8 protein-coding genes are annotated in these 13,767 nt (G+C 45.2%); 5 read left to right on the forward strand and 3 right to left on the reverse strand.

The annotated features are described in order from the left end of the window. Position 1: 1 nt before the first annotated feature. The 3 genes from BMZ72_RS34350 to BMZ72_RS34360 are packed head-to-tail and all read right to left on the reverse strand — an operon-like array spanning position 2 to position 6,470. The gene (locus BMZ72_RS34350) at positions 2-1,261 is read right to left on the reverse strand and encodes a DUF4959 domain-containing protein (RefSeq protein ID WP_089815759.1); all 1,260 of its coding nucleotides are present in this window, start codon (positions 1,259-1,261) and stop codon (positions 2-4) included. A 36-nt stretch (positions 1,262-1,297) separates the two neighbouring features. Beyond that, positions 1,298-3,214, reverse strand: coding sequence for a RagB/SusD family nutrient uptake outer membrane protein (locus BMZ72_RS34355; protein ID WP_089815762.1), 1,917 nt, complete (start codon positions 3,212-3,214; stop codon positions 1,298-1,300). 10 nt (positions 3,215-3,224) lie between these two features. Then, positions 3,225-6,470 (reverse strand): SusC/RagA family TonB-linked outer membrane protein, encoded by a 3,246-nt coding sequence (locus BMZ72_RS34360; RefSeq protein WP_089815764.1) that lies wholly within the window; start codon positions 6,468-6,470, stop codon positions 3,225-3,227. 189 nt (positions 6,471-6,659) lie between these two features. Between BMZ72_RS34360 and BMZ72_RS34365 the strand changes: the two genes are divergently transcribed. From BMZ72_RS34365 to BMZ72_RS34385, 5 genes are all read left to right on the forward strand, one after another. Further along, positions 6,660-7,580 carry an AraC family transcriptional regulator gene (locus BMZ72_RS34365; protein ID WP_089815766.1) on the forward strand — a complete coding sequence of 307 codons (921 nt, stop codon included), beginning with the start codon at positions 6,660-6,662 and terminating at the stop codon, positions 7,578-7,580. Positions 7,581-7,828: 248 nt separating this feature from the next. After that, positions 7,829-8,260, forward strand: coding sequence for a hypothetical protein (locus BMZ72_RS34370; RefSeq protein ID WP_089815768.1), 432 nt, complete (start codon positions 7,829-7,831; stop codon positions 8,258-8,260). Positions 8,261-8,695: 435 nt separating this feature from the next. Beyond that, positions 8,696-9,259, forward strand: a complete 564-nt coding sequence (locus BMZ72_RS34375; protein ID WP_089815770.1) for an RNA polymerase sigma-70 factor — start codon at positions 8,696-8,698, stop codon at positions 9,257-9,259. Between the two features lie 64 nt (positions 9,260-9,323). After that, positions 9,324-10,331 carry a FecR family protein gene (locus BMZ72_RS34380; RefSeq protein ID WP_089815772.1) on the forward strand — a complete coding sequence of 336 codons (1,008 nt, stop codon included), beginning with the start codon at positions 9,324-9,326 and terminating at the stop codon, positions 10,329-10,331. A gap of 12 nt (positions 10,332-10,343) precedes the next feature. Beyond that, positions 10,344-13,760, forward strand: a complete 3,417-nt coding sequence (locus tag BMZ72_RS34385) for a SusC/RagA family TonB-linked outer membrane protein (RefSeq protein ID WP_089816066.1) — start codon at positions 10,344-10,346, stop codon at positions 13,758-13,760. Positions 13,761-13,767 lie beyond the last annotated feature (7 nt).

The raw sequence follows: 13,767 nt of genomic DNA on the forward strand, positions 1-13,767 counted from the left end.
GTTATCTCGGATCGCCCCAGAATGACAGTTCGGTAACGTTAAAGAAGTTGTTGGTCTGCGCCATGTTGGAAACACATTCGAAACGCAGGTACCTCACTTTAGGCAGGTTCAGCGAGAAATTGTAACTGAAGCCTGCATTCCAGAACTGAAGGTCCGCATTGGAATACTGTGGGTTTGGTAAGCCGGATGGTTTGTCAGGCGCCGTAAAGAAACCCATATTGATCCAGCCTTTTGGCGTCATGCCGCCTACCGGTGGCAGGTGATTTTCATCCGGCATTGTTTCATCTTCCGGACTGTCCTCACGTCCCCATAATACCCATGTCCTTGGTGCGCCGGCCTGCCATAACCAGGTACCACTTCCATCTATACCTCTGTTCCAGATGGTATACCGGCTCAGTCGTGCAGCCTTGCCCATGTCAAATGTGATCACTGCCGGCCATACCAGGGGTTGTATTGGTTGTTCGGTGTGATAACCAGGAGAGCCTGTATTGTTATTCCAGAGGTTCTCTATTGACCATCCGAAGCCTGTTCTGGCGTCTGTACCCAGCTGATAGCTACGGAACTGCGATTTGTCCATTTGCGCCTCATAAACAGGTGTAATAGTGGAAAGCAGTGTATCAGAGATATTACCCCACTGGTCAGTTACATACACACCGAATTTCTGTGGAATAGTATCATATCCGTGCAGACTGAACGAGATGGTATCTTTATCCGTATAGTTCTGCGCGATGATCTGATACTTGCTGGTCTGGTCCGGTGCAATAACAATGATCCCCAGATTGGCTTTCGCTTTGTTGATCGCGTCTATCTGTACACCGCCAAAATCCTGGCGCATGGTGACAGTAGGACGTGATAACAGATAGGGTGGTGTATCCGGATGTACTTTTACACTTACCGGTTCAGACGATACCTGTGCCCGGCTTACGACCCGTAATTCCACGTCATAGTCCTGGCTCTTTGCAAAGCCGCTGACGGTAACACTGTCGGAATAATAAGAGGATTTGGTTTCCCTGCTCACCTTATCATTGATCTTGTAAGTAGCCTGTACATACAGGATATTGGATGATTTAGGCAACGTATAGGTGATATAGGCGCCTCCATTAAAGTTTACCACTTTTACATCTTTGACAGGATCAGGCCTGGTCATGTCAGTAGATACGATTTCGTTGTAACCGTCAATCTCCTTACAGGAGAAAGGCAGTAAGCCTGATATAAAGAATAACAGCAGGAGCTGTTGTATATGACGCATTTTAAATTTCATACCGTGAATGTTGTGTTGATCAATAGATGCGAAGCTTTACCAGTAAAGGGTCTGTACCAGGTTCGGATTCGTGAGCAGGTCATAGTCCTGAATAGGATAGAGATAGTTCCTTACACCGAAAACAGTCTGCTGTGCAATTCTCAGCTGATAGTAACCTTCCGTTGTTCTGTTGAACACATTCCATCCCTGCAGTGGCGTACTCAGTACATTCTGTAATTCTTTCCATCTGCGTAGATCCCATCCTGCCTGACCTTCGAATGCGGTTTCAATTCTTCTTTCCTGGTGAATGATACCACGTAATCCATCTTTGGTATTGTACTTATTCGGACTGGTAGAATACTGTGACCATGATTCCGCTACGCCTTTCAATCCCGCTCTTTCTCTTACCTTATCGATCCACTGGAGTGCATCACCGCCTGGTCCGTTCACTTCATTCAGACACTCTGCATATAAGAGCCAGAGGCCGGTGAGGCGCATGAATGGCCAGGAGTAGTTCTGTTGTACGCTGGTCTGTCCGAAGGTCGTCTGATACGGTACCAGTTTCTTCGCCCAGTAGCCGGTCGCATTGTAACGCAGCTGGTCAGGTGGTGCTGCGAATCCGTTAACGGCATTCACATAGTTCGGATTATTATCATCGAGGTTACCGGAACCAAACCATACGCTACCATCAAATGCAACATCTGCATAGTAACGGGGCTCGCGGTTGAAGTTACCTTTTACTGTAGTATAGCCTTTTTTGATATAATATGCATGTGAGTCATCGCCTGCCTGTAATTTATAACGGTTCTTATAGTCAAAAGTCCTGTCTTCGCTGATAGGAACACCATTTTTACTGTAGAAGAGCTCTGACTGACCGATAGGCACAGAGAAGTTGGAGTATACGGCAAACACATTCGCAGCAGCATCAGCAGTGACTCTCGGAGAAGCCATATACTGCCAGCCAAACTGTGGGTTCAGTGTCCAGATCTGTTCAGGATTCCAGCTATCTACAAAAGCACCCTGTATGGTGAGCATTCTGCGTGTTTCGTCTGACATATGCACAATACCTCCGCTCAGTCTCAGCTGGTACAGGTTGGCACCCGCAGCTGCTGCGGCATCAATAGCTTCCCGGCAGGCGGTCGCCGCCAGTGTCCATTTGCTTTCGTCGTATGCCTGTGAGAAGAGGAGCGTACCGTCTTTTCTTTTCATGGCTACATAGTCACGGTTGCCATTGAACAGCGGACTGGCAGCTGTTGCCAGTACTTCCGCTTTTACAGCCTTTGCGATCGTGGCACTGATACGTCCCTGTTCAGCAGCAAGGTTCTGTATCACTGGTGGAAGATCAACGATCGCTTCATCCAGTAAGCGTACAACATAACTGAAGCAGGAGTCTACCGGTTGTTGTTTGATCCTTACATCTTCGATAGAAGCATTCACCGGTAAGTTAACGTCTACGATAGGAATAGGACCATACATCCTGATCAGCCAGTAGTGAAAATAGGCCTTCAGGAATTTTGCTTCTGCTGCCCATCTCTTTCTTTGAAATTCAGGCAGATCAAGCGGGATGTGTACATTTTCCAGGAATATATTGCATTTACGGATGGCCTGCCACATATTCAGTCCCATGTTATATCCATCCCAGTAGTTTAAAAGCGGATTGGCGCTGTTCTGTATGCCGCGCATGATACTGAAGCCGGCATCTCCACCGCCACCACCGAGTGTGGTCTGGTCCTGTAATGGATAAGGGAACATAACTTCACCGGAAGTAGTAAAGCCGGCATTACGGCGTATATCGGTCAGCGCCTGCATGGTCGCATAACATCCGAATAAGTAAGCCTGGGTTTCATTCGCGTTAGCGAACGCACTTTCCAGCGTAGCAACATCGTCAGGTACTACGTCCAGGTATTTGTTACAGGACGATAGCAGGCAGATAGATAAAGCGGAGCTGATAAATATTTTTATGATCGTTTGCATCTGCAATCATTTATAAGTTGACATTGATACCAAAGTTGAACACCTTCTGGATAGGGTAGGCAAATCCTTGTCCCGCCTGTTCCGGATCCCACAGTTTGAAGCTGCTGAACGTGAAGAGATTCAGACCGCTGAAGTAAAGACGCATATTTCTGATATGCATTTTTCTCGCGAAGTCTTTAGGAATGGTATATCCTATCTCCAGTGATTTCAGTCGCATGAAACTACCATCTCTCAGCCACCAGGTGCTTTGCTGCTGGTTGTTCAGGATGTCAGTAGTAGAAAGACGTGGCCAGAGTGCGTAGAGGTTCTGTTTTTCTTCTGACCAGTGGTCATCTGCATAAGCCTGCAGGATCTGTGCGTTGTTGATAAATGGTGCAGTACCGTATTTACCCCAGTATCTGTCATCCTCTGAAGTTGCATTGATAAAGAAAGATTCTCTGGCAAGACCCTGGAAGAAAGCATTCAGGTCGAAGTTTTTGTATCCGAAGGAGAAACCGAAACCATAGATGATCTGCGGAGTGGTCGGCAGACCAATAGGTACCTGATCGTCCTGATTGATGATACCATCTTTATTTACATCCCTGTATTTGATATCGCCTCCGATTGGTAATGGAGAAGAACCGAATAACTGGGTAGGAGAGTTCGCAGCTTCTTTGTCATCTACAAACAGTCGCTCAGCGATATAGCCGAATGGCTGGTTGATCGGACGGCCTGTCTGGAAGCGATAATCATATTTGTATTGTGGTTCTTCATAACGGCCGTACTTATTCGCAGTAGCGGTAAAGTTAGCCAGTATAGATACCCAGAAGTTCTTGTTGATGGTCTGTTTATAATTGATATTCAGATCAACGCCCTTCGCATAAGCGGTACCCACATTAGATTTAACCGCTGCTTCCAGTCCGTTGGTAACAGGGATATAACCGCGTTGCTGCAAGATGTTGTACCTGTATTCATGATAGATCTCTGCAGTAACATTCAGTTTATCAACGAATGTCAGTTCCGCGGCAAGGTTTGTTTTCCGGGCCGTTTCCCATGTTACACCGGGATTAGGATAGTTACGGATAGTAGTACCATACAGTTTCACACTGTTGTTGGTACCGAATACCGCAGAAGGTCCGTTGACGTCATCCGGTTTAACATTGGACAGATAGTAGAACCGGGTGTTGTCGATATTATCATTGCCGACAAGACCATAACTACCTCTCAGCTTTAATCTGGTCAATATATTGGAGATCGGTCCTTTCCAGAACTTTTCATTGGACACTACCCAACCCGCACCGATCGTAGGGAAGAAGCCCCAACGATTCTGCATAGAGAAACGTTCAGAACCATTATAACCGAAGTTGAACTCCAGGAAGTATTTGGTGGCGTAGGAATAAGTCGCTCTACCTGCCAGACCAAGGTTACGGTAAGGCAGTGAATATTGTAATGATGGCTGGTTTGTTTCCGGATCATTTGCGTCCGCATTCAGCTTCTGCTGGCGGGTTGCGATGATGGCACTACTGATATTGTGTTTGCCGAAAGCACGAGCGTAATCGATTGAGCCCTGTAAGTAAAGAAAAGTGTTTACATCTTTATTACCAGGGTAGTAGCTAAGAAATTCCTGTGCGGAACCTGGCTGATTGTTCAACCATGTTAATGAATAAGTATTACTTGGCTGGTCGTAGTTAGCTACATCGTAATAGAAAGGCAGGTAAGATCTGGTCAGATCAAAATATGCGTAACGGTTGGTACTGAATAAGCCATGGAAGGCCAGTCCTTCTGTGATAAAGTTGAAGTTCTGATTAAGCTCGAACTGCGCAGACAATCTTGATTCTGAAAAGCTTTTATAGCCATACATAAGCGCAGCATAAGGATTGGATTGCAATCCGCCGGAAGTGGTCAGTGAGTTACCGAACAGGATATGTTTGGTCAGCAGGTTGGCGCTATCTGCCGGGAAATAGGCAGGAAATGCTACCGGACTGGTATGCAGCGCTCTGTCATACATATCGCTGGCCAGACCGGAACGGTCGCCGGTAATAGGACCGGTATATTCGTTGAAATTACCCCATAGACGAACAACTGCTTCAGTGGTTTTTGTAAGTTTTACATTCACATTGGAACGAAGCTGATAGTTCTCAAACTTCATGGAAGAGTTAAAATTGTTCACCGGATTTACCTGCAGGATCCCATTATCCCTGTCATAGGAACCTGCTATATAATACCTTGCGGCGTCTGTTCCCCCCTGTACGCTGAAATTCGCGCGTTGTGTGGTTGTCTGATCTTTGAATAGTGTTTTCATCCAGTCTACTGCCGGATATACATATGGATTGTGGCCCGGAGCCTTATCCATGGTTGCCTGTGTGTTGATGATGTCATTCGGCGTGTAGAGCGGTGTTGCCAGTGGATTTCTGGTGGTCAGCGCTTCGTTATACAGTCGCATGTAAGTCACAGGATCTGCCAGTTTCACGGTCTGTGTAGGACGTGAAATAGAACGCTCATAACGGACATTTACATTCGCTTTACCTGCCCTACCTTCTTTGGTGGTCACCAGGATCACACCGTTGGCGCCTCTTGCTCCGTACAGTGCAGCAGCGCTGGCATCTTTCAGGATAGAGAAGCTGGCGATGTCATCTACCTGCAGACGTGCCAGGTCATTGGCGCTCAGTTCGATGTTGTCCACAAGGATAAGTGGACTCGCACTGTAACCAAACGTGGTTACGCCACGGATGAAAAAGTTGGAGTTGTCCAGACCGGGCTGGCCTCCGCGCTGAAAAGCGACCATCCCTGCAATCTGTCCTGCCATCGCATTCGTCAGGTTGCTGGATGGAATTTTTAATGCACCGGGATCGATCGATGTAACAGATCCCACTACTGCTTCTTTCCGCTGTTTGCGGCCGTAGGCAACCACTACTACTTCTTCTGCCTTGAATGTGGCTGGTTTCAGTACAAGGTTGATCACTTTGGTAGAAGCGTTAACGCTGATGAACTGTTGTTCAAAACCCACGAAGGAAAACCGGAGCATTGTACCCGGTTCGACATCAAGGATGAACTTTCCAGTCTGGTTGGTCGACGTGGCGACGTTCTTCTTGTTTTCCGCGACGATGTTCACCCCTTCGAGTTTTGCTCCTGACGAATCGGTTATCGTACCTGTGACGGTGATTTTGGCCGGCTGTTGTGCAAATGCGTTGTAGGCAAAGAACGTGGAAAACAGCGTTAATAGGTATACGTGTTTTAGCGCCCCGGGTAACCGGGACATGGAGAGGATACGTGGCATAAACCAGTCTTTTGGGAAATTGTGTTAGTGAAAAATGCTATTTCATAAATGGAATTATCTGGCAAATCTATTTCATCACCTCTGCGGTGTAAATAGCTAATTCGTCTATTTTGATGAATTATTCCACGATTATGTCGCGGGGAATAAGTATTTTTCAGTTACAAGAAACATCAAAACAAGAATCACGTTATGGGGACTTTGAAGAGAAGGGACGGCTTCGAAGGAGAACAGTTAATAAGTCTCCCCGAGGCAGTCTGGAAAAACGCAATCAAAATCAATCCTGTATTGGGCCAGCTGTATATTACCCATATCGGTTATTTTCCTAAAGCCGCCTTTCATTACAGAGACAGAGAGAAGGGCTGTATCGATAATATACTGATCTACTGTACGCATGGTAAAGGCTGGTATTCAATAGACGACAGGACATTCAAGGTCGGCATGAACGAATTTGTCATCATCCCTGCAACGGAGCTTCCTTTACGCTATGGATCCGATGATGAAAACCCGTGGACTATTTACTGGGTGCACTTTACAGGCAAAGACATGGCCGCATTTAACCAGGGTTTCAGCATTGGTTTATATGACGGACCAAGGCATATTCACAGAAATGAAAAAGGAATTCAGCTGTGGAATACGATGTTTCAATGCCTGAAAATGGGATTCGGAAAAGATAACCTGGGCAAAGCAAACCTGCATCTGTACCACTTTCTGTCCACTTTCCTGTTCCCGGATAAAACACCCAGGGAGCGGGAACAGAGCCGTGACAGGATCAATGAAACGATCATCTACATGCAGCAGCATCTCACTGCTGTACTAACCGTAGAAGAGCTGGCACAGCTGGTGGAGCTGTCTCCATCTCACTTTTCCACGCTGTTTAAAAAGACGACCGGTATGTCGCCACTGAACTATTTCATTCACCTGAAGCTGCAACAGGCCTGTCTTTTACTGTATACTACAGATATGAAGATCAAGCAGGTCGGAGTGGCGATCGGCTATGATGATCCTTACCATTTTTCAAGACTGTTCAAGAAGAGTATGCACGTCAGTCCGGAAAACTACCGGGGCATGCGCAGGAAGGATCATGGTGGTATGGATTGCCTCGTGTTGTGACATATATTATTATATATAAACAGCACATTTTTCAGTCAGATATTTTTTTAACCTGTTTAGATGTTTTTTTCTCTGGTCTATTGAAAGGCAAGACCAGTAAAGGTTTCAGAGAAAATGAAATTGCAGCTGGTATGGTATTCAACTAGACCAGTAACGGGATGTCTATGATTGTTTAACGATTTAGTTTTATTTTGGTTGATGGAATCACCGGGGTATTTCCGGTGATAATAAATCTAACAGATTTAAATATGAAAAGGCTTTTCCTCAGTATGACATTTTTCCTGAGCCTGGTATGCTCAGTTATTTTTGCACAGCAGCCTGCTAAGAAATTACGTGAAGGCACACATAATTTTACGCTGCAATGGATCAGCTGGGATAAACCCGGAAAGGTGCAGATAAAGAAACAAAAGGATGGTACCTATACCGTGAAGGGTGAACAACGTGGAGAAGATGGTGACTTTGTTACGATCGATGGTACGCTGACCGTTGTCACTTTCGCAGAAATGACATTCACCGGTAAGATACAGACCAGATATGCGAACATTAACAAAGGAGAGGTCTGTGATAAAACAGGTACTTATCATTTCCTGGCAAAAGGTGCAAGAAAATACTGGCGTTTACAGGAGATGGATAATTGTGAAGGGAATAATGTAGTAGATTATGTTGATATCTATTTCTGATAATTGAATGAAATAACAGATGCGCTGTTTGCAGATACATGCAGACAGCGCATTTTTTTTGTAGTATACAATAAGTGTAAATCAGTTGATAGTTGTTTTTTAATGATTGCCTGCAACCGGGATACAGCAACTTTTGGTATCTTTAAATGATGTGGAAATAGCGTATAACAGGAACAGCATTGCAGCAATCAATATTTACACTATAGTCTGATGATAGTTACCCTTCGTTCGTCTTACGTAAAAAAGGCAGCATCAACGAAGCGTAAGTATAGAAAAGTACCTTATCAGTATAATTCTCAGTATCTCCATTGCAGTATCTCCCGTTTCCAGCTATCAGCATGTGTGAAATTCTGGTAATTAACCCCTGATACTATATCCCAAGACTTAATAAAAACCTAACATTAAAACCCGCGCCCGCCCCTTAGCTTTGCGTCAATGGCACGCCAGTCTTTCGATGATAACCACTACCTGCAATTATTCATCTCCGGCAGCGAAGATGCATTTGATGCTATCTTCAAACGTTATTATGAAGGATTATTGCAGTTTGCCAAGGTACTCCTGCCATATCCTACAGACGAGGCAGAAGATATTGTAGCTGAAATGTTCTGTACCCTATGGCATAATCGTCGCCAGATAGACATTTCCACCACTTTAAGCGCTTATTTATATGTCTCTGTAAGAAACAGGGTATTTGACTATTACCGCAAACGCAAGACGATCTTTAACCTTCCTGAAGAGGTGTTGGCCGAAACAGCAGATGCTGGTTATCAACAACCTGATCACCAGTTAATGTATAAGGATATCACCTCACATATTCAGTCGCTTGTCGCTCAGTTACCTCCTCAGATGCGGCTTGTATTTAAAATGCACAGATATGAAGGATTCAGCTATGATGAGATCGCAGGGCTGTTAAATATATCGCTGAATTCCGTTAAGACACACATGTTCCGCGCACTCAAATTCCTCAAGGCAGCCTATCCAATGTTACCAATATGTTAACTCGTTTTTTTCTGTCACGAGCAGGATCCGTCTTAACGTCCTTCTCTTTGTAAACGGAAAAATATTGGAACAGCAGGAGCTTTATTTACTGATCACCAGGCATTTTAACGAACAGACCGTCCCATGGGAAGAAGATTTCCTGGCTGAATGGCTGGAAAGCACAGAAGAGAACAGACAGACTTACAGCGTGTTGAAAGATATATGGCAGAGTAGCCGGCAGCAACACGATGAAGTATTGGTGAATGCAGCACTGCGCGATGTCAAACAGCGTATCAGCAGTCGTCAGCAATCCCGGATAGTCACTGTTATTAAACGATACCGTACGCAGATCGCGGCCGCAGCTGCTGTAACAGGTATTATAATAGGTAGTGTACTCTATCTGCGCCATAATAGTGGTAGTAACGCTATCGCATATATGGAGAAAAAGAGCTTACCCGGACAGGTACTGAAAGTAACAATGCCAGACAGTACAGTAGTGCATCTCGCGCCACAAAGTAGTATCCGTTATGCACAGGACTTCGGAAAGGGTGACAGGAAGATCATCCTGGAAGGTGAGGCATTTTTCGACGTCAGCAAAGACGCGCACCATCCTTTTACCGTACAGGTAGGCCAATTGTCAGTACAGGTACTGGGAACGCGTTTTAATGTCGCACATTATAAAGGTGTGGACAGTGCTGCTGTGTCACTGGTAGACGGAAAGGTACAGGTGAGTGTTCCCGCTCAGCCCAAACCGTATGAACTACAACCAGGACAGGAATTATATTATGACAGTCATGCACAGCATGCCTACACCAGGGCTTATGATGTGGAATCAGTAACCGGTTGGACGTCCCGCTTACTGGTATTCCGCAACGAAACACTGGCAGTGGTTGCCCGCAGACTGGAGCAATTGTATGATGTCGAGATCACCTTCGCAGACCCGGCTATGGCGCATTATAAACTCTTTGCAAAGTTTAATGACAAGCCACTCAATTACATTCTGAACGTGATCAAAGCAACGGACAATCTTGATTACACCATTGACGGAAAAAAGATCCGATTTACCAACAACAACGCCTATCAATCACGCTAAATGCATGAATTTATGTTTCCTTTTTACCAACATCTGAGTATCGCACGCAGTAAGGCAGTTTTATGCCTGTTGCTTTGCTGTGTGTTTTCATTGCCATTTACAACCGTAAAGGCAGGGATGCGCGCGGACCTGCACAAGGTACCCTGCTCTCTGACCGTACATAATAAACCATTGGAAGAAGTGTTCGAACTGATCGAACAACAAACGCATTATGCTATCATCTGTGTGGATCAGTCCGGACTGATGGATAGAAAAGTAAATCTGAATGCGAGAAATACAACGCTGGAAAACGTATTACAGCAGCTCGCAGGACAGGTTTCATTCAACTACAAATGCCTGGATAATAACATCATCGTAAAAGCAGGTGTTATTAACAACCCGGGAGATCCTGCGGAGAAAACCATTTCCGGTAAAGTAACGGATGCTAAAAAGCAACCTTTACCTGGTGTATCTATCATGGTAAAAGGTACCAAACGTGGTACGATCTCTACCGATAATGGTGACTTCCAGATCAAAGCAAACGAAGGAGAAGTTTTACAGTTCTTTTTCACAGGTTTTCAACCCTTTCAGTTAACTGTTGGTAAAGGCGAAACATATCAGGTAACCTTACTGGATGATGAGAAGAAACTCTCTGAAGTACTGGTAACAGCACTTGGTATCAAAAAGGAAAAGGCAAAAGTTGGTTATTCTGCACAGGAAGTAAAAGGTGCTGATCTCGTAAAGGCGCGTGAGCCGAACGTAATCAGTTCCCTGACCGGCCGCGTTGCGGGTCTGACCATCAGAAATACAACTGACCTCTTCCAGGATCCGGGTATTTCCCTGCGTGGTGCAAAGCCATTGATCGTGATTGATGGTATACCTGATCAGTCAGCCGATCTTTATAAGATCAATGCAGATGATATCGAAAGCATGACCGTACTGAAAGGTGCTTCTGCGTCTGCATTATACGGTTCTATCGGTTATAACGGTGCTATCATGATCACGACCAAAAGAGGTGGTTCCAAAGATCTGAGCGTTGATTTTAACTCTTCTACACAATTCCAGACCAGCTTTATCCGTATCCCTAAAGTGCAGACCACTTATGGTAACGGTTTCAAAGGTGAATATCAATATATCGATGGTTCCGGTTCTGGTCCTGAAGGCTTTGGCTGGATATGGGGTCCTAAACTGGATCAGCGTGATCCTTCCACACCAAGTGGTTATTATGAAACACCACAGTTCAACAGCCCTGTAGATCCTACTACCGGCAAACTGGTGCCATTGCCTTTTCTGTCCCGTGGTAAAGATAATGTGAAGAATTTCTTCAGAACAGGTGTTATCACCAGCAACAATATCAGCTTTACTAAATCAAGCGAGAATGGTAGCTTCAGAGCTTCTGCTTCTCATATCTACCAGCAGGGTATCGTACCAAATACTGACCTGAAGAACACTTCCTTCAACATGGCAGGTAACTACCACATGACGAAGAACTTCAGCATCAACGGTCGTATCAGCTACAATAAAGAATATACCCACAATTTCCCTGAAACAGGTTACGGTCCTACCAACTACCTGTATAACCTGATCCTGTGGACAGGTCCGGATATCGATGTACGCGACCTGCGTAACTACTGGGTACCGGGCAAGGAAGGCATCCAGCAGCGCCACTACAATATCTCTTATTATAACAACCCTTATTTCCAGGCATATGAATACCTGAGAGGATATGATAAGAACAACACCTTTGGTTCCGTTGACCTGGATTATAAGATCAGTCCTTCTTTCAGTGCAAAATTCCGTACCGGTATTAACCAGTACAGCCTGAACCGCAACTATAACGAACCTAAGAGCTATATCGGATATGGTAATAAATCAAGAGGTCAGTACACGCTTACTTCCAACACCTACTTCGATGTGGTATCTGATCTGATCGTAGATTATAACCATACTTTCAGTGAGCATTTTAAAGTACATGCACAGGTAGGTGGTTCCAACTACTACCGTAATTTCAAAGGTGATTCCAGCAATACAGATGGTCTGACCATCCCTGGTCTGTACAATCTCGGTAACTCTGCAAATGCTGTACAGTCCACCAACTGGCTGGAAGAACGCAGAACAGCGAGTGTATACGGTATCGTTGACGTAGAACTGTACAATGCGATCTATCTCTCCCTGACAGGACGTAATGACAAGATCTCCAGATTACCTATTCAGAATAATAGTTTCTTCTATCCTTCCTTATCAGGTTCGGTAGTGATCTCTCAGCTGACACGTTTACCTGAGTGGTTCTCCTTCCTGAAAGCAAGAGGTGCTGTTTCCCGTGTGTCCAGCGGAACACTGGATGACAGCTATACTTATGGTTACCTGCCTTCCTATGATAAGGGTACTACCTGGGATGGCGTACCTGGTTTGAAATACAGAGACGTTATCAGAAATACTTCGCTTCGTCCGCAGACTTCTGATAGCTGGGAGGCTGGTGTGGATGCCAAGTTCTTTGGTAATAAACTGGGCTTCGAACTGACCTATTTCCAGACGAAAGATTATAACAACATCCTGAGCATTCCGGTATCACTGGGTAGTGGTTTTGCCAGCAGACTGGAAAACGGTCACGTGTATCAGCGCAGAGGTGTTGAACTCGTAACAACTGCAACGCCGATCCGTAAAGAAAAGTTCAGATGGGATGTAATGCTGAACCTGAGCACCTATCGTCGTCACCTGAAAGAGATCACCGGTGGTAATAAACTGGGTTATCTGAAAGCAGGCGACAGAACAGACAGGATCTTTGCAACTGTTTATCAGAAGGACCCTTCCGGTAACATCATTTACAGAGCGGATGGATTCCCGCTGGAAGATAACATTCAGCGTTTCGTAGGTAATTCAGATCCGGACCTGATCTATGGTCTGGAGAACAGTTTCTCCTATGGCGATTTCACGCTGCGTTTCCTGGTGGATGGTCGTCTGGGTGGAATGATGTATTCTACGACCAATCAGAAAATGTGGTGGGGTGGTACACATCCGGGTACTGTTAATCAGTTCAGGGATGATGCCAATGATAACAAATCCACTTTCGTAGGTAAAGGTGTGGTAGTGACTTCCGGTCAGGCTACCTATGATGCAGATGGTAACATTGTTAGTGATAACAGAACGTTTGCGCCAAATACACAGGGTGTGAATTATATCGACTACATGACCAATACCAGCAATGGTGCAGACGTGAATTACAACTACTATTCACAGAGCTTCCTGAAACTGAGAGAACTTACACTTACCTACAGAGTACCATCCAAATGGCTGAAAGGTCGTGTATTCCGTGCCGCAGATATCTCTGCTGTAGGTCGTAACCTGTTGTTGTTCACCAAAATGCCGAACGTTGATCCGGATTCAGGTGTGGATAACTTACAGACGCCTTCTACAAGAAGCATCGGTGTGAACCTTAACCTTAAATTCTAATGTCAGC

The organism is Chitinophaga sp. YR627 (genome assembly GCF_900114995.1).
In the GTDB taxonomy this organism is placed as follows: Bacteria; Bacteroidota; Bacteroidia; order Chitinophagales; family Chitinophagaceae; genus Chitinophaga.

What these genes read in the sequence shown, in the direction of transcription:
- BMZ72_RS34350 (WP_089815759.1), bottom strand. Translation starts at nt 1,261, where the DNA reads ATGAAATTTAAAATGCGTCATATACAACAGCTCCTGCTGTTATTCTTT.
- BMZ72_RS34355 (WP_089815762.1), bottom strand. Translation starts at nt 3,214, where the DNA reads ATGCAAACGATCATAAAAATATTTATCAGCTCCGCTTTATCTATCTGC.
- BMZ72_RS34360 (WP_089815764.1), bottom strand. Translation starts at nt 6,470, where the DNA reads ATGCCACGTATCCTCTCCATGTCCCGGTTACCCGGGGCGCTAAAACAC.
- BMZ72_RS34365 (WP_089815766.1), top strand. Translation starts at nt 6,660, where the DNA reads ATGGGGACTTTGAAGAGAAGGGACGGCTTCGAAGGAGAACAGTTAATA.
- BMZ72_RS34370 (WP_089815768.1), top strand. Translation starts at nt 7,829, where the DNA reads ATGAAAAGGCTTTTCCTCAGTATGACATTTTTCCTGAGCCTGGTATGC.
- BMZ72_RS34375 (WP_089815770.1), top strand. Translation starts at nt 8,696, where the DNA reads ATGGCACGCCAGTCTTTCGATGATAACCACTACCTGCAATTATTCATC.
- BMZ72_RS34385 (WP_089816066.1), top strand. Translation starts at nt 10,344, where the DNA reads ATGTTTCCTTTTTACCAACATCTGAGTATCGCACGCAGTAAGGCAGTT.